This is a genomic window from Mesorhizobium sp. STM 4661, assembly GCF_000359125.1.
Taxonomy (GTDB): Bacteria; Pseudomonadota; Alphaproteobacteria; order Rhizobiales; family Rhizobiaceae; genus Mesorhizobium.
The window spans coordinates 51,588-68,198 of record NZ_CAAF010000073.1; the positions used below are offsets into that span (position 1 = coordinate 51,588).

The window sequence follows — 16,611 nt, forward strand, 5'->3', positions numbered from 1 at the left end:
AGAGGCGCCGACCGGAGGCCGGTCAGCGATCGGCCGGCGGCGCGATGCTGGCCTGGCCGGCGATGCCGCCAAGCTTCGCCTCGGCCGCATCGCGGCTGGCGCCGGACGCCGCCCTGCCGGTCCGGCGGTCCAGGACAATGACGGCTCCGTCCTCGGTGCGGATGCACGATTTACGTCCCTCACCGAGGACCGGCGAACCGCCCAGGAAATTCGTGGCCGGAGGCGGGAAGCCTCCGGCCGTTCCGGTCGCCGGGGGAGACGGCGCCGGATCCGAGGCGTCGGCCTCGGGCTTCGTCCCGGCCGGGGAGGAGGACAGCCGGAACGGATACGAAATTGAAACGGAGTGGTGCGGCTTGTGCATGGTCGTATATAAGCATAACTCGAAAATTTATGCAAGCCATTCTTTCATGGACGAAAACCATTCCTAATGTTTCAGATGGCGCCATGGCGAAAACCTCATTGTCGATCAAGGTCGGGGCGGCGATCCGCAAGGCGCGCAAGCAGCGCGGCCTGGTGATGCGCCACATTGCCGAGCACAACGACACCGATGTCGCCGCCGTCGGAAATTGGGAAACCGGCCGCAACCTGCCCAAGACCGAGAACCTGTTGAAGACGGCCGCCTTCCTGCGCGTCGACCCGGTGGCGCTGGGCAAGGGCGAGGTCGTCTTCCTCGACGATGCCGACAATGTCGCCGACGCCGAGATCGTCACCGATCCCGCCCCCTTGCCCACCGGCCCGATGGACATCAAGATTTTCGGCGCCGCCGTCGGCGGCGATGACGGCGACTTCACCTTCAACGGCGAGACGGCCGGCTATGTCCAGCGCCCGCCGGGCATAAGGCATCTGCAAAATGTGTTTGCGCTGCATGTGCTCAGCGATTCGATGGTGCCGCGCTACGAGCCCGGCGACATGATCTATTGCGGCGGCCGCGACGCCGTGCCCGGCGACCATGTAGTGATCGAGACGCTGCCCGAAGAGGGCGAGCGCAACGGCAAGGCCTTCGTCAAGAAGCTGGTCAAGCGCACCGCCGGCGAGCTGGTCGTCGAGCAATACAATCCGCCGAAGACGCTGACCTTCAACCGTTACGCGATCAAGAGCGTCTTCCGCGTCATCCCGCTCAAGGAACTGCTGGGGTATTGAACGGCGACGCCATCGCCCCTTGTGGGCAGGACGATCGCATTGGATTCTTGCGAAGAGGACCCCCACCCTAACCCTCCCCACAAGGGGGAGGGAACGCTGCCGCCTGCCTTTGCTTCCTCCTTGGCGCAGAACGGCAGGCAATTTGCCGAGGTCAGCGCCAACGGAGTCTCCCTCCCCTTGTGGGGAGGGGTTAGGGGTGGGGGTACATCGTAGAGTGGAAGCCTCGGCTTTCCGCGTGCGATAACCCTGCCCCTTGCGGAGAGATTGCAGATCTGGCCTTCAAGCCCGCCTGGATCTCTCCAGCGGCGCCTCGCGCTCGGCTCGCCTGCGCGTCTCCCTGCGCCGCCGCTCATGCTCTTCGATGAATGCCGCCTGGATCGAAACCGCCCTGCCCGGCAGGCCGTCGGCCTGGCAGGCCGAGCAGCGAAGGCGCGCAGAAAGCGCCACCAGCGGCGTCTGTCCGTTCACGCCGTATCGCCTGAGCTCGGCCGGCTTCCACCATCTGTTGCGGCCGCAATCGATACATTCGACCGCGACCGAAACGACATCGGCGATCGTCGCCTCCTTGCCCGGCATTGTCATCGTCATCTCACCCCTATGTTCCTGTTTTGTTCACATAATTAGCGGTTTTTCCCGGGGAGTCGAGTCGGTTCCGCTCAAGTCGGGATAAAAGTTTCACTTGTGTATATTTTTGAGTTATGCTTTTGTTGCGAATGCCACCGTCGTGACCGACACCGATGGGCGGCAGGCGCGGCCGTCGGCATTGAGGAAGTGACCATGGACGCGACCCAATTCGCCCAAGACTGCGGCTATGTCGGCGACAGCCCGGCCATGCTGGCCGCGTTGGCGGCCATCCGCCTCGACGGCATAGCCAGAGCCCGGCAAGGCCATGACCAGCGCAAGGCGGTAGTCGACCGGGTGAAACAGAGCGAGGCCCTGTTCCTGGCGGCGATCTGTCCGGCGCTGTCGGCCGAGGAAGCGATCGAGGATGCCGCCCGCTTCATCGCCAGCTATCGCAACATGCCGCGCTGGCGCCAGGAAAGGCGCCTGCAAGACCTCGCCCGCGCCAAACAGCAGCGCCTCCTGGCGCGCTTCTTCCGCCGCTACGGCCAGCACCTCTGGGCACGGGAAGCGGCGTGAACCCGACCTGGACCCGCGCTGGCGCCAGCGGCGTTGGTGGTTGGCGAGAGCCGAAGCGACATCCGATCTCCCCCCTTGCGGGCAGGGCAATCGCAGGTGGAAAGCCGAGGCTTTCGCTCTACGATGGACCCCCACCCTAACCCCTCCCCACAAGGGGGAGGGAAACTTCCGTGGCGCTGACCTCAGCAAATTGCCTCTCTTTCGACGCCAAAAAGGCAAGTAAAGGCGCGCGGCAGCGTTCCCTCCCCCTTGTGGGGAGGGTTAGGGTGGGGGTCCTCTTCGCAAAAAAATCCATATGCGATTGCCACGCGACCGAGTGCCTTGACAATCCGTCCATTTTGTTCCCTTTATGTTCCATAAATCCACCACTCAAGACAATGCGGCATTCGAACCGCCGCGGGCGAACGGCTCGGATGGAAGCCAACATCCTCCACGCGGATCTCGATGCCTTCTATGCCTCGGTCGAGCAATTGCTTGACCCTTCTTTGCGCGGCAAGCCGATCGCTGTCGGCGGTGGCGTGGTGCTTGCCGCCTCCTACGAGGCCAAGGCTTTCGGCGTGCGCGGCGGCATGCCGGGGCGGCGTGCGCGCGAACTCTGCCCTGGGCTGATCTTCGTTGGCGGCAACTTTAGGGATTACCAGCGGCTGGGCGATGCGGCCATCAAGGTGCTCGGCGATTTCACGCCGGTGGTCGAGCGCATTTCCATCGACGAAGCCTTTGCCGATGTCGCCGGCTGCACCCATCTGTTCGGCGCGCCGGCCGAGATCGCCACCGCCATCCGCCGCCGCGTCAAGGCCGAGCTCGGCCTGCCGATCTCGGTCGGCGTGGCGCGCACCAAGCATCTGGCCAAGATCGCATCGCAAGTGGCCAAGCCCGACGGGCTGGTGGTGGTCGATCCGCGCCATGAGCTTGAGTTCCTGCACGAGTTGCCGGTCGAGCTGATGTGGGGCGTCGGCCCGGTCACCAGGGAGCGGTTGGCCGGCATCGGCGTCAACACCATCGGCGAGTTGGCGAAGACGCCGGGCTGGTCGCTGGAGCGACTGCTCGGTCCGGCGGCGGGCGAAAAGCTCAATGCGCTGGCGTGGAACCGCGATCCGCGCAAGCTCGAGACGCAGCGCCGGGCGCGCTCGGCCGGCGCGCAATCGGCGCTTGGCCGCAAACCCGCCGCGGAGAACGTCTTCGTGCCGGCGCTGCTGCATCTGGCCGACCGGGTCGCCACCAGGCTGCGGGCGAAATCGCGGCCCGGCCGCACGGTGACGGTGCGCGTTCGCTTCGCCGATCTGCGCTCGGTGACGCGCTCGGTCACGCTAGACCAGCCGATTTCGGCAACCGCCATGCTGGCCGAGATCGCCGAGGCGCTGGTGCGCAAGGTGCTTGTCGATCATCCGCATGAAAAGACCATCTCGCTGCTGGCGATCGCCGTCTCGCATCTGGAGCACCAGGCGGGACTGCAACTGGAACTGCCGCTCGGCCTCGACGACGACCGCCGCCGTCCCGGGACCCGCAGGGGCGCGGCACGCTGGACGGCCGACCGCGCCATCGACAAGATCCGCGACCGTTTCGGCTGGGAGGCGGTCGGCTATGCCTCGGTGGCGCTCGGGCCGTCGCGATCCGTTCCCGACGCGTTTCGCGAACTGGCTGAAAAGGAGCTCTGAGTCTGCGCGGGCGATCCCTGTCCGCCCGGTTGACGAACCGCATCCGCCTGTGAATGATCCGCCGCGCCCGGGCCAGGCTGCTTTTGCCAGGCCGGGCTCGAACCAGGGATCCGCAATGACAGGCAAGAACAGGCTGCGCGGCGTCATCGCCGCCATTCCAACCCCGTTCACCAAGACCCTCGAACCCGACATCGACCGTTTCGTCAGCCTGGCCGGCAGGTTGCTGGACGAAGGCTGCGACGCGCTCAATATGTGCGGCACCACCGGCGAGGCGACCTCGATGAGTCTTGCCCAGCGCAAGGCGCTGATGTCGGCCGCCGCCAAGGCCCTGCCGCGCGACCGGCTGATGGTCGGCACCGGGGCCGCGTCCGTCACTGACGCGATCGAGCTCACCCGCCATGCCGGCGAACTCGGCCTCGCCGGCGCGTTGCTGCTGCCGCCCTTCTACTACAAGAACGTCGGCGATGACGGGGTGATCGCCTATTTCAGCGCCGTCGCGCAAATGACCGCGGCGCAGGCGACGCCGCTCTACCTCTATCATTTCCCGGCTTTGTCTGGGGTTCCCTTCCACCCAGCGCTGGTGGCGGCGTTGCGGGAGCGGATCGGACCGCGGCTCAGCGGCCTCAAGGATTCATCGGGAGACCTCGCCTATTCGCGCACGGTCGCGGCCGCGGATTTCGATGTCTTCCCGAGTGACGAGGGATCGCTGATGGAGGCCAGGAGCGGCACCTTCGCCGGCTGCATCTCCGCCACCGCCAATCTCTCCAGCAGGCTGTGCGCCGCCGCCTGGCGCGACGGCGATGCCGGCGCGCTCGCGACGGCGTCCGCAATCAGAAAGCGCGTGGCCTCGGGGCCGCTGATTCCCGGCATCAAGGCCGTGGTTGCCGAAATGATGGCCGACCCATCCTATGCCTTGCTGCTGCCGCCGCTGACGGCGCTGCCTGCCGCCGAGAGCGAAAAGCTCAAGCACGATCTCGAGGGCATTCTCGGCGGAAGCCTCGGCTTCTGATGCGCGGAATCCGACTGGCTCCCCAGCGATCAGGCCGGACAAAATCCTAGGCAATCGCCCAGTCGTCGGGGCCCGCCCTGCTGCCGTGCCCGGAAGGATCGAGGGGTGGAAACTAGCTGTTCGCCTCGGCCAGCTGGTCGTCAGACCAAAAGTGTTGCGCTGCCCCAGGCGATCAGGGCGATGCCGGCTGCCCGGCCGACCCACTGGCCGGCGGGAAACACCTTTTCAACCAGCACCAGAACGGCGAGCGCGGCAACCCACACCAGATTCATTATGCCACCCACGAACAGCAACGCCATCAGCATCCAGCAGCATCCGACACAGAAGGCCCCGTGCAGTGCGCCCAAACGCAGCGCGCCAAGTGCGTGGGGACGCCAGTGGCGGGAAAGGAACGCCGTCGGTGTCCGGCAATGCGACAGGCAGGCGTTCTTGAGCGGCGAGAGCTGATACAGGCCCGAGGCGATCAGGACGATGCCTGAAAGCCAGCGGCTCTGCGAACTCATCATCGTCGCGGAAACGAATGCCCCGCGTTCGAGCAGCCAGTGCAACACGGCTGCCGCGACGGAGAATCCCAGCCAGACCAGGAGGTAGCCTGCCATGAACACGCCGGTGGGCGCGAGCTTGTCCTGGATCTGACCCTGCGCGAGCGCATGGCGATGCACGCGCGCATAGAGCAGGATCGTCGGCGCGGCGCTCGGCGACATCATGGCGACCATCATGACCCACCACATGGCGATCATCAGCGCCCAGATCGCGGCTCCCCAGACCCGCGGGTCCGTCGCCATGGCCATACCGCCCATATCCATACCGGGCATGTCCATGCCGCTCATGTCCATGCCGCCCATGTCCATGCCGGGCATGTCGGAGGTCGTGTCGGCAGTTTGCTGATGGGGGAACAGCGCGAGCCTCGACATCTCCCACGCATTCATGCCGAGCCCTGCACCGGCGACGATATAAAGCCAGGCCAGCAGGCACAGCGTCACCACGCCCGCAATCGTGAGGACGCGGTCGCGCCTGAGCAGGCGTTCCAGTGGCGACGCGCCGTCCATGCGGCGCGTCAGGCTCGCACGACCCCGTGATTGTTGAGATGCAGCCGCGCGAACTGGCCGTAACTGTCCTTCATGTCCACCTGAACCGGCCCGCTGGTCGTGCTCGAAGCACTGCCGATCTCGGCGACCGCGTATTCGAAGCCGTCCGGCAACACGATCTGAGCGCGCGAGTCCGCGCCCGTCACCTTGTTGCGGATCGGCTCGCCGACCGTTTCGATATAGTCCTTGACGAAGATGCGGCCCTTGCGGCCGTCGATATCGAGGTCGAGATCGATCTTCGTGAAAACCGGCGCATTCATTTTTGTCACGGTTGAGGCGTAGACGGCGAACATCGTCGCGAACGGATCGGTGTCCTGGCCGGTCATGATGCGCAGCAGCGCTTCGCGTTGCCGGTCGGTTGCATTCTCGTCGACAAAAGCGATGGCTTCGCCATTGCCTTCGTGGATCGCGCCGGGCCATTTGAAGATCGCCGCGATCCGAAGGCCATCGAGAGCGGTTTCGCCATGATGACCTTCATCGATCTGGATACCGGCCACCGCATGGCAGTAGCCCTTGTCGGGCAGCGCATTGAATTGGCAGTTGCAGCCATATTCGCAGGTGCAATTGACGAGTTCGCGTCCTCTAATCTCCCAAGACGTCATGACGACCTCCCTGATCCCGAAATATTAGAAGACCATCATACACCCGCGCCGGCGGCACCGCCATACGATCTTGGCAAGACCGGAAATTGGTCTCGAATGCTGCAATCATCATCATGTCCCGTCCAGGTTGTGGACACTTCCTTCTCAAAGGCGCACTCTTAGCGTGCGAAACGCGAGCTAGTGTTTCGTCCAATGCTTCACATGCTTGACTTGCGTCGGTGATTGCCTGACCTGTCCGGATACTTCCGGCTGGGCAGACCTCACATTGTGTCGCTTATCCGTGATCAGGCTACGGCCTAAGGCAGGTTACAGCCCGTTCCGGATCAACTGGGAGGTAAACAACATGCCTGATTTACAGCGCAGGGAACTTCTCGTTCAAGGAAGCGCGGCTCTTGCCGCAATTGCTGTTCTCTATGCCTCGCGTCGGGCCTACGCTTTTCCAAAGCAGGTGGGCGAGGAAGTTATTCCGTGGCTGGATCAGCCGACCGAAAACCCCGATCCGGTCGGTATCCAGAAGCAGCTTGTCTGGGAGGATCTGGATAGCTGGATAACTCCAAACGACAAGTTCTTCAGCATCTCGCATTTCAACCGACCAACGATCGACGAGAAGACATGGTCCATGGAGATCGGAGGCCTGGTCAAGAAACCCCTGAAGTTGACACTCGCCGACATCAGGGCACGACCGCGGCAGGAGGTCGTTTTCACGGTGGAATGCTCGGGCAACCACGGGTTTCCCTTCTTCACCGGCGGCATCGGCAATGCCCGCTGGGCAGGAACGCCGCTCGCCCCGATCCTCGAGGAAGCCGGCGTTCTGGAGAAGGGCATCGAGGTCGTCTTTTTCGGTACTGACACAGGCGAGGTCCCGATACGCGACGTCAAGATGCAGCAGAACTTCGCTCGCAGCATGTCGCTCGCCGACGCGATGAACCCCGACAATCTCCTCTGCTATGAAATGAACGGAACCGCTTTGCCGGCGGCCAATGGTTTTCCGGTGCGGCTCATTGCTCCAGGCTGGTACGGGATCGCCAACGTCAAGTGGCTGAAGCGCATCGAGGTTCGCGACACCCGCTTCATGAGCCTTCTGATGGCCCGTGACTATGTCACCATCCGGGAGGAAGACCACAACGGCGAGACCGTATGGACCGAGACCTCGGTCGGGCGAGCGCTGATAAAGTCCGCGCCTGCGAAGGTTACCCGGAAAGACTCGGATTACACCATCATTGGAGCAGCCTGGGGGGCGCCGATCGACCGGGTCGAAGTGCAGGTCGATCAAGGGCCTTGGGCACCGGCGACCATCGACCACAGTGAGGAGGCCGAACACGCCTGGAAGATCTGGTCCCTGGATTGGGCAAATCCCTCTCCTGGAGAACACATGGTGACCTCGCGCGCGGTCAGCACCACGGGACAAATTCAACCGGCAATGGACGATCCTTTGATTGCCAAGAAACACACATACTGGGAAAGCAATGGCCAGGTGACGCGCCGCGTGCGTGTCTAATGCATGTCGCCCAAAAGTGTGCAGCGGTTTTGGGGAACGACATGCATAAAATCAAAGACCTAAAGCGCGGCGCGTGAACCCTGTCACACGCGACGCGCTTTAGAGCATTTTGCAGCCAAATGGAATCATTTGGCGTCCGCACAAATGCGGCAAAACAGATAGTTAGAGCGAGTTGCCGGTTCCAAGAGAACCGGAACCGCTCTAAGAACTTGCTGCCATCCCAGCCCCCTCACCCGTCCACGGTGCTGATCTCCGCGTCCGGCAGGCACCAGGGCGCGTAGCGAAAATCGCGGATCTGGACGACCCGCTCGTCCCGCCATTCGACCAGCATGAAGCCGCGCACTGCGCCGTCCGCTTCCCCGGGATTGCGTATGAGGATCGCCGGCCGGCCGTCGACGAAGCCGATCGACAGCGTCCAGTCGCTCGCGCGGTCGTAATTGCCGAAATAGGTCGACACCTCGGCCTTGCCGCGCATGCGGGTACGGTTGACGACTTCGAGCTTTATATCCTCGGCGATCAGCGCCCTGACGGCGTCGAAGTCGCGCGCGTTGAACAGGTCGACATAGCGGCGCAGGCGCCGCTCGTCCTCGGCGTCGAGCCTGGGTGTTGCGACATGTTCCGGCGCCGCTGCCAGCAGGCGCAGTTGCGCCCGTCCGCGATGCAGCGCCGCCTTGGTCGCGGCCAGCGTCGCGCCGGTCACCTCGCAGGTCTCGTGCAGCGAAAGGCCAAGCACGTCGACCAGGATCACGGCGCTGCGCTGCGCCAGCGAAAGCCGCATGAAGCTGCGCAGGCCGGTGGCGGCGGCCAGCCGTGCATCGGCGCTGCCGGAGGGATCCTCGATCATAGTCATGTCGACCTCGGTGATGCGCGACCTCTCCCGCCGGCGCCGGCGCAGATGGTCCTGCGCGGCATTGTGGGCGATGCGAAACAGCCATTGCTCCGGCCGCTCCACCACCGCGCTGCCGTCGACCGCCTGCACCGCCTTCAGCAGCGTCTCCTGCACGATGTCCTCGCCGTCGATCACCGAGCCGGCCATGCGGGCGCAGTAGCGGTGCAGCTTCGGGCGCAGGCCGGCATCCCCTCCAGCGCCGGGCGGTCGAATTTTCCTGTGTTCATGGCATCCATTCTATATGGCACCAGTGTTCATGGCATCCATTCTATCCGGCTTTCCAGTCCTCGAGGACATGGTAGTTGCCGATGATCCTGACGGGCGATCGCTGGACTGGGGTCGAGCGCCGCTCCGCATGGTTCTGCGTGAACGCCTCGAAGGCGGCAAGCCCGGTCAGCGCCGACGTATCGTTGCCCTCGCCGACCATATGGATGAACTCGCCACCGTCGAGTTCGAGCACGAGGTAGCGCACGCTCCGCGGTGCTGTCTCGTCCAGCGCCTCGAACACCTTTGCCACCAGCGCGCGGTTCGCTTCCAGCTCGGTGTCCTTCACGCTGTAGCGGATGATTTTGTAGCCCATGGTTCATCTCCTGAATGGTTGACCTGAGCAGAAGACGACCGGAGTTGCCGAAAAGATTCTCGGCATGGGCTGAATCTTTTTGGCCACCAGCATCGTCTTTCACCTGTGGGCGGCTGCGCGGCAGCCATCAAGGAGAGGAGAGACGACCATGCATATCCAGTTTGCCGAACTGCCGGTGTTCGACCAGGACCGCGCCAAGGCGTTTTACACAAGGCATCTCGGCTGCCAGGTCGCGGCAGACCAGCCAATGGGCGATAGTGGCTGGCGCTGGATCGAGCTGACCTTTCCCGGCGCGGTGACGAACCTGCATTTGGTCAGGCGCGCCGACGATACGCCGGGCGCCGAGCCGGTGCTGGTGCTGGTCGACGAAAATGTCGAAGCGACGATCGCGGCTTTGAAGTCCAAAGGCGTCGAGATCATCACCGAACCGCAGGAGGCACCGTGGGACCCAGGCCGCACGGTGGCCGAGTTTCGCGACAGCGAAGGCAACCGCATGGTGGTTGCCAGCAGGTGAGACTGGCCGGCCGAAGGGCATCACGGCGCGTTTAAGCGCCGAAGCGGTCCGCCGAAAACGCTGCGAGGCTGGCGGCATCGCCGCTGCCACCGATCAGGCCGGCGACGAGGCGGGCCTTGATCGGCGCCAGCGTCAGGCCGAGATGGCCGTGGCCGAAGGCATGGATGACCTGCGGGCTGTTGCGGGAACGGCCGATGACCGGCCGGGAATCGGGCAGTGACGGACGGAAGCCGAGCCATTCGGATGAATGCCGGCCAAGATTTGGAAAGAACTGCCTGACGCCGCGGTCGAGCAGCGCCAGCCGGCGCGGATTTGGCGGTGCTGCAAACCCGCCAAGCTCGACGGTGCCGGCGACACGCAAGCGTCCAGTCATCGGCGTCATGTAGAAGCCGAGATCGACGGGACAGACTGGCCGGTTGAGCAGCGGCGCTTCGGTCGAGAACTCGAGGTGGTAGCCGCGCTCGGTCTCGAGCGGGATGCTGTCGCCGGCCTGTGCAGCCAGGGCACGCGAGCGTGCGCCGGCGGCAATGACCACTGTTTTCGCCCTGACCCGGAAATCCGCACCGCTGAGCTCGACACTGCCGGCACCGGTGCGCAGGCCGGTCACCTCGGCCCTGGCCAGCGTCGCGCCGCGGGCGACCGCCGCATCGAACAGCCGGCGCATCACCGTGCTCGGGTCGGTGACATTCATTGAGTCAGGGAAATACAGGCCGCGTCCTTCTACCTCCTGCAGGCGAGGCTCCAGCACGGCCACTTCCTGCTGCGTCAGCACCTCCTGATGGACGCCAAGTTCGGCGCGCAAGGTGCGGCCGCCGGCGGCAGCGGCAAAGTCGCTCTCGCGGCGATAGAGATAGAGGCAGCCATTGCGGCGCAACAGATCTCGCAGGCCGGCCTCTTGCACCATCTCCTCCCAGGCCAGCAAGGCGTGGGACAGCAGCCCTGCGAGCGCCAGCGCATTGGCGCGGGTGGCCTCGGGCAGCGACTGCCTGACAAAGCGGACCAGCCATGGCGCCAGTTGGAACAAGGCCGGCCAGCGCAGCGCAAACGGGCTGTCGGCATCGAGCAGCAGTTTCGGCAAGGCGCGCAACACCGCCGGATTGCCGACCGGCATGCAGGCATATTCGGCAATCGTCCCGGCATTGCCGAAGGAGGCACCGGAGCCCGGCTCGTTGGGATCGATGAGCAGGATCTCGTGCCCCTCGCCAGCAAGCCGCAGCGCCGTCGCCAGCCCGACCACACCGGCGCCGACTATGGCGATTTCGACGTCGCTGGAAGCTGCCACCTGAATGCGTCCTAGACAAAACCGGGCAGCTGCAAATGGCCGGCCGCGAGCAGCTCGGCCATCGTGCTCAGCGCCATGCGCAGATCATCGAGCGAGCGGGCGGCGCCGACATTGATGCGCACGCCGTGCTGCACCGGCTCGCGCCCGACCGCGAAGGCATCGCCGGGCAGCACGGCAACGCCGCGCTGCAGGCAGGTGCGGGCAAAGCCGGCGCCGCGCCAAGGTTCGGGAAGCCGCAGCCAGGCGTGGGTCGAGGTCGGATGGGTCTGCACGTCGAAACCGCCGAGGATGTCGCCAAGCACCGCCTGGCGCAGGCGCAACTCCTGCTTCTGCGCCTCGATGATGCGCGTTGCCGTCCCATCCTCCAGCAACTGCGTACCGATCAGCGCCGCCATCGGGCTGATGCTCCAGCAATTGATGCGCAGCGCCGCCGCCACCTGGCCGGCGATGGCGCGTGGCGCGACGACGAAGCCCAGCCTCAGGCCGGGAGCGATACACTTGGACAGCCCGCCTATATGCACGGTCAGTTCGGGTTCGAGGCTGGCCAGCGACGGCGGCGGATTGTCGGCCAGCGGCCGGTAGACGTCATCCTCGATGATCAGCACATTGTGGCGCCGGGCAACAGTGACCAGTTCGTGGCGGCGCTCTTCGCTGAGCGTAATGGTGGTCGGATTGTGCAGCGTCGGCACCAGAAACACCGCGCGCGGGCGAAGCTGCGCGCAGGCGGCTTCGAAAGCATCCGGCAGCATGCCGCCGCGATCCATGGCGACGCCCCTGAGATCGAGCCCGTGCACCCGGCAGAGCGCGTTGATGCCTTGGTAGGTCACTTCATCGGCGAGCACGACCTCGCCTTGCCTGGTCACCGCGCCGAGCACGCAGTCCAGCCCATGCTGGGCGCCCGCCGCCAGCACGACACGGCCGGGATCGCCATCGCCGGCCACCGGCCGCATCCAGTCGGCGATCGCCGCCCTCGCCCAGAGCGGCCCTTCCGGCGGATGGTAATCCTGCAATGTGGCGTAGTGCCGGTCCTTGGACAGGCGCGGCAGAAGCTGCGCCAGCGCGTCGAGATAGGCCGAGGTTGCCGGCCGGTTGACCGAAAGGTCGACGACACCGCTGTCGTCGCTCGGCGCCGAGACGAAGCCCGGCCTTTCGCCGGCATCGCGGGCGGCGACCGTGGTGCCGCGCCCAGGGCGCGCTTCAAGCAGGCCGCGCTGCTGCAGCGTCGACAGTGCCCGCGTCACCGTGGTGACGTTGATGCCGAGCGCCCGCGCGATCTCGCGCTGCGGCGGCAGCCGGTCGCCCACGGCAAGCGTACCGGCAGCGATCCGTTCGGCAATTGCGTCGGCAAGGCGGCGATAGACCGGACCTTCATCCGAGGCGAGTTGCAGGTCTTGAAGCATGCGGATTGGCGGTTTCGGCGTGTTGGGACGACTGGCATCTAGCATAAGACAACGCATCGGACAATAGCTGTTGTCTGACACAAAAATCAAAATCCGATCGAAATAATCCCACACAATTGCGAAAAATGCCGCTTGACGGGCAAACTTGTCTGCATCTATGGTTCCTTAGTCATCGATTGTGTGAGCATACAAGTTTGGTTCGCCGCCCTGCGCGGCCAGCGTCCCGCGAGACCGAGACATGCAGCGCAAGCACCATTTCGTTTCGAACAACGGCCTTGCCGGCCGCGCCGCGGAGTTCCACCGGTGAGCGCCGCAATGGCAACACGGCCGGCCGGCAGCGCCGCTCCGGCGCCAGCAGCCGATGCCGCCGGCTTCGTCGAATTCACCGATGTCGAGAAATCCTATGACGGCCGCGCCTTCGCGGTGACGCGGCTGAACCTCAGTGTGGCGCGCGGCGAGTTCCTCACTTTGCTCGGCCCGTCCGGCTCGGGCAAGACGACGACGCTCAACATGCTCGCCGGGTTCGAGCGGCCGACCCATGGCGTCATCACGCTGGAGGGCCGCTCGGTCGACCGGCTGCCGCCCTATGAGCGCAATATCGGCATGGTGTTCCAGAACTACGCGCTGTTTCCGCACATGACGGTGGAAGAAAACGTCGCCTTCCCGCTTTCCGTGCGCAAGATCGACAAGGCCGACATCGCCGCCCGCGTGGCGCGCGTGCTCGACATGGTGCGGCTCAGGCAGTTCGGCGACCGGCGCCCGACGCAGCTTTCCGGCGGCCAGCAGCAGCGCGTGGCGCTGGCCCGCGCGCTGGTGTTCAAGCCGAGCCTGGTGCTGATGGACGAACCGCTGGGCGCGCTCGACAAGAAGCTGCGCGAGCATATGCAGCTCGAGATCAAGCAGCTGCATGTGATGCTCGGCGTCACCATCGTCTATGTCACGCACGACCAGAGCGAGGCGCTGACGATGTCGGACCGCGTCGCCGTCTTCAACAATGGCGGCATCGCCCAGCTCGGCTCGCCCGACGATCTCTACAACACGCCGCAAAGCTCGTTCGTGGCGAGCTTCATCGGCGAGAACAACACGCTGGCCGGCAAGGTCGAGCGCGTGATCGGCAAGGAATGCCGCGTCGCGCTGGATGGCGGCGGCGCCATCACCGCGCACGCCGTCGGCGTCGCCGAGGGTGCCGCCTGCCATGTCGCCATCCGCCCGGAGCGGCTCGGCCTGGCGGCTGGTGCCCAGGCCGGCAACAGGCTGGCGGCGACGGTCGATGGCCGCATCTATCTCGGCGACCACCAGCGCCTGCTGGCCAGGCTCGAAAACGGACAGGTGCTGACCGTCAAGGTCGGCCCCGAAGCGACCATGGCGAATGGGGAGCCGGTGATGGTTTCCTGCGCGTCCGGTGATTGCCGCGCCTTTCCGGCCGATGCCGGAACGGGCGGATCGATGTCAAAAACAACAGGGGAGTAAAAACATGAAAATCACCAAGACCCGGCTGCTCGCGCTTGCGGCGGCCTCTGCCTGGATGACGATCGGCCATGCCGCCGTCGCCGACGAGCTGTCGATCATGGCCAGCGGCGGCGCCTGGCAGGACGCGCAGCGCAAGGCGTGGTTCGAGCCGTTCACCAAGGAGACCGGAACCAAGATCGTCGAGCAGGAATATCTCGGCGATCTCGGCAAGGTCAAAGCCATGGTCGACACCGGCAACGTGCCGATCGACCTGGTGACGGTCGAAACCGCGACCGTGCTGCAGGGCTGCGACGCCGGCATTCTCGAGCGGCTCGACTATTCCAGGATCGCGCCGCGCGAAAAATTCATCGAAGGCTCGGCGCTCGACTGCGGCGTCGGTCTCGACGCCTATGGCGACGTGCTGGCCTATGACCCCAACGTGCTGAAGGAAGCGCCGACCTCGGTTCTCGACCTCTTCGACACCACCAAATTCCCCGGCAAGCGCGCCATGCGCAAGTTCCCGGCGCAGAACCTCGAATGGGCGCTGATGGCCGATGGCGTCGCGCCCGCCGACGTCTACAAGGTGCTGGGCACGCCGGAAGGCGTCGACCGCGCCTTCAAGAAGCTCGACACGATCAAGAAGGACATCGTCTGGTGGGATGCCGGCGCGCAGCCACCGCAGCTGTTGGCCTCCAAGGAAGTGGTGATGACCACCGCCTGGAACGGCCGCATCCAGAACGCCATCGACAAGGACGGCGCGCCGTTCAAGATCGTCTGGAACAACCAGATCCTGGAATACGACATGATCGCCATTCCGAAGGGCGCCAAGAGCCCGGATCTCGCCTACAAATACCTCGCCTACATCAGCCAACCCGAGAACAATGCCAAGCTCGCCAGCTACATCACATACGGGCCGGTGCGCACCGATGCGGCGGCCTTCGTCGCCGCCGACGCCTTGCCGAAACTGCCAAACGCGCCCGACCATCTGAAAGGCGCTTACCTCGTCGCCGACACCGAATTCTGGGGCGACTATGGCGAGGACCTGGTCAAGCGTTTCAACGCCTGGCTGGCGCAGTAGCAAGCGATGTCGGCGCTCGAGCCCAGCGAACTCGACCGGCCCGCGCTGGCCCGCGGCCGGTCGGCCGCCGACGCCGACCTGAGGTCGGTGTCGGCGGCGATCCGGCGCGCCGAGTTCGGCGACCGGCTGCGCTCGCTGGCGCTGGCCGCGCCGCTGCTGGTGCTGCTGGCGCTGAGCTTCGGCATCCCGATCGTCCTGTTGCTGTCGCGCGCCGTCTACGATCCGACGATTGCCCATGCCTTGCCGCAGACTTCCCAGGCGCTCAGTGGCTGGAGCGGCAGCGGCCTGCCCGACGATGCAGCGTTCCTGGCGCTGGCCGCCGACCTCAGGGACAACCAGGCCAGAGGCACGGCTTACGAACTTGCCAAGAGCCTCAATGCGCGGCTGCCCGGCGCGCGCAGCCAGGTGCTGAAGACGGTGCGCCAGCTCGAAGGCGCCGGCGGCAAGCCGCCGCTGGAGGTGGTGAAATCCGTGCCGTTCTGGTCGCAGCCCGGCACCTGGACGGCGATCGCCAGCGGCACCCACAGCGTGACCTCGTTCTATCTCTTGAGCGCGCTCGACCTGCGCTGGAACGCCGAAGGCTCGATCGAACGCGTGCCGCCGAGCCAGGCGATCTTCCTGCAGGTGTTCCTGCGCACCTTCCTCGTCGCGGCGGCGGTGACGCTGGCGACGCTGATCCTCGGCTTTCCGCTGGCCTACCTCATCGCCAGCGCGCCGAAGGGTCTGGCCGCCATCCTCATCGTCGCGGTGCTGCTGCCGTTCTGGACGTCGATCCTGGTGCGCACCGCGGCCTGGACGGTGCTTTTGCAGAAATTCGGCCTGGTCAACGACCTCTTGCTATGGCTCGGCTTCGTCGACGACCGGCTCGACCTGATGTACAGCCGCATCGGCCTGATCATCGCCATGACGCATATCCAGCTGCCGTTCACGCTGCTGCCGATCTACAGCGTCATGCGCACCATCCCGCCCTCGCAGATGAAGGCCGCCTATTCGCTCGGCGCAAAACCGTTCACCGCCTTCCTGCGCGTCTATCTTCCGCAGGTCTTTCCCGGCGTCATGGCCGGGTGCCTGCTCACCTTCATCCTCTGCCTCGGCTACTACATCACGCCGGCGCTGATCGGCGGCGCCAGCGACCAGTTGATCAGCAATTTCATCGCCAACTACGTCAATGTCGAATTGAACTGGGAGATGGCCGCCGCATTGAGCTTCATCCTGCTTGTCTTCACGCTGGCGCTGTTCGGCATCTTCGCCCGCATCCTCGGCCTCGACCGGCTGAAACTCGTCTAG

At 65.1% G+C, this 16,611-nt stretch carries 17 protein-coding genes; 9 read left to right on the forward strand and 8 right to left on the reverse strand.

Going from position 1 to position 16,611, the window contains the following annotated elements; genetic code table 11:
- Positions 1 to 22 precede the first annotated feature (22 nt).
- Positions 23 to 361 (reverse strand): hypothetical protein, encoded by a 339-nt coding sequence (locus MESS4_RS24480; protein ID WP_006336837.1) that lies wholly within the window; start codon positions 359 to 361, stop codon positions 23 to 25.
- An 83-nt stretch (positions 362 to 444) separates the two neighbouring features.
- Between MESS4_RS24480 and MESS4_RS24485 the strand changes: the two genes are divergently transcribed.
- A complete protein-coding gene (locus MESS4_RS24485; protein WP_036242017.1) occupies positions 445 to 1,140 on the forward strand; it encodes a helix-turn-helix transcriptional regulator in 696 nt (231 codons plus the stop codon).
- Positions 1,141 to 1,419: 279 nt separating this feature from the next.
- Here MESS4_RS24485 and MESS4_RS24490 read toward each other — a convergent pair whose 3' ends face one another.
- Positions 1,420 to 1,728 (reverse strand): hypothetical protein, encoded by a 309-nt coding sequence (locus MESS4_RS24490; RefSeq protein WP_244441206.1) that lies wholly within the window; start codon positions 1,726 to 1,728, stop codon positions 1,420 to 1,422.
- A gap of 189 nt (positions 1,729 to 1,917) precedes the next feature.
- Between MESS4_RS24490 and MESS4_RS24495 the strand changes: the two genes are divergently transcribed.
- The 3 genes from MESS4_RS24495 (at position 1,918) to MESS4_RS24505 (ending at position 4,944) form a co-directional block, all read left to right on the forward strand.
- Positions 1,918 to 2,280 (forward strand): hypothetical protein, encoded by a 363-nt coding sequence (locus MESS4_RS24495; RefSeq protein ID WP_006336840.1) that lies wholly within the window; start codon positions 1,918 to 1,920, stop codon positions 2,278 to 2,280.
- Between the two features lie 413 nt (positions 2,281 to 2,693).
- Positions 2,694 to 3,935, forward strand: coding sequence for a DNA polymerase IV (dinB, locus tag MESS4_RS24500; RefSeq protein WP_006336841.1), 1,242 nt, complete (start codon positions 2,694 to 2,696; stop codon positions 3,933 to 3,935).
- Between the two features lie 115 nt (positions 3,936 to 4,050).
- Positions 4,051 to 4,944 carry a dihydrodipicolinate synthase family protein gene (locus MESS4_RS24505; protein WP_006336842.1) on the forward strand — a complete coding sequence of 298 codons (894 nt, stop codon included), beginning with the start codon at positions 4,051 to 4,053 and terminating at the stop codon, positions 4,942 to 4,944.
- Between the two features lie 140 nt (positions 4,945 to 5,084).
- On the opposite strand, the gene MESS4_RS24510 is transcribed toward MESS4_RS24505, so the two are convergent.
- Complete coding sequence (locus MESS4_RS24510) at positions 5,085 to 5,993, reverse strand: DUF2182 domain-containing protein (protein ID WP_006336843.1); 909 nt, start codon at positions 5,991 to 5,993, stop codon at positions 5,085 to 5,087.
- Between the two features lie 8 nt (positions 5,994 to 6,001).
- Positions 6,002 to 6,634: a DUF1326 domain-containing protein gene (locus MESS4_RS24515; RefSeq protein WP_006336845.1), complete on the reverse strand. Its 633-nt coding sequence runs from the start codon at positions 6,632 to 6,634 to the stop codon at positions 6,002 to 6,004.
- A 343-nt stretch (positions 6,635 to 6,977) separates the two neighbouring features.
- On the opposite strand from MESS4_RS24515, the gene MESS4_RS24520 reads away from it, so the two are divergent.
- Positions 6,978 to 8,132, forward strand: coding sequence for a sulfite oxidase (locus MESS4_RS24520; protein ID WP_006336846.1), 1,155 nt, complete (start codon positions 6,978 to 6,980; stop codon positions 8,130 to 8,132).
- A gap of 229 nt (positions 8,133 to 8,361) precedes the next feature.
- On the opposite strand, the gene MESS4_RS24525 is transcribed toward MESS4_RS24520, so the two are convergent.
- Together MESS4_RS24525 and MESS4_RS24530 are read right to left on the reverse strand one after the other, a co-directional pair.
- Positions 8,362 to 9,168, reverse strand: coding sequence for a sigma factor (locus MESS4_RS24525; protein WP_006336847.1), 807 nt, complete (start codon positions 9,166 to 9,168; stop codon positions 8,362 to 8,364).
- A 121-nt stretch (positions 9,169 to 9,289) separates the two neighbouring features.
- Complete coding sequence (locus MESS4_RS24530; RefSeq protein ID WP_006336848.1) at positions 9,290 to 9,601, reverse strand: hypothetical protein; 312 nt, start codon at positions 9,599 to 9,601, stop codon at positions 9,290 to 9,292.
- Between the two features lie 148 nt (positions 9,602 to 9,749).
- Here MESS4_RS24530 and MESS4_RS24535 point away from each other — a divergent pair, with 148 nt between their 5' ends.
- On the forward strand, positions 9,750 to 10,115 hold the full coding sequence (locus MESS4_RS24535; protein WP_006336849.1) for a VOC family protein: 366 nt from the start codon (positions 9,750 to 9,752) through the stop codon (positions 10,113 to 10,115).
- Positions 10,116 to 10,146: 31 nt separating this feature from the next.
- Here the strand turns inward: MESS4_RS24535 and MESS4_RS24540 are convergent, their stop codons facing one another.
- Together MESS4_RS24540 and MESS4_RS24545 are read right to left on the reverse strand one after the other, a co-directional pair.
- Positions 10,147 to 11,397: an FAD-dependent oxidoreductase gene (locus tag MESS4_RS24540; protein WP_006336850.1), complete on the reverse strand. Its 1,251-nt coding sequence runs from the start codon at positions 11,395 to 11,397 to the stop codon at positions 10,147 to 10,149.
- Between the two features lie 11 nt (positions 11,398 to 11,408).
- Positions 11,409 to 12,797 (reverse strand): PLP-dependent aminotransferase family protein, encoded by a 1,389-nt coding sequence (locus MESS4_RS24545; RefSeq protein WP_006336851.1) that lies wholly within the window; start codon positions 12,795 to 12,797, stop codon positions 11,409 to 11,411.
- 315 nt (positions 12,798 to 13,112) lie between these two features.
- Between MESS4_RS24545 and MESS4_RS24550 the strand changes: the two genes are divergently transcribed.
- From MESS4_RS24550 to MESS4_RS24560, 3 genes are read left to right on the forward strand one after another with little or no spacing between them, the layout of a single operon-like run.
- On the forward strand, positions 13,113 to 14,267 hold the full coding sequence (locus tag MESS4_RS24550) for an ABC transporter ATP-binding protein (RefSeq protein WP_051070914.1): 1,155 nt from the start codon (positions 13,113 to 13,115) through the stop codon (positions 14,265 to 14,267).
- A gap of 4 nt (positions 14,268 to 14,271) precedes the next feature.
- The gene (locus MESS4_RS24555) at positions 14,272 to 15,324 is read left to right on the forward strand and encodes an ABC transporter substrate-binding protein (RefSeq protein WP_036242019.1); all 1,053 of its coding nucleotides are present in this window, start codon (positions 14,272 to 14,274) and stop codon (positions 15,322 to 15,324) included.
- A gap of 6 nt (positions 15,325 to 15,330) precedes the next feature.
- Positions 15,331 to 16,611 (forward strand): ABC transporter permease, encoded by a 1,281-nt coding sequence (locus MESS4_RS24560; protein ID WP_006336854.1) that lies wholly within the window; start codon positions 15,331 to 15,333, stop codon positions 16,609 to 16,611.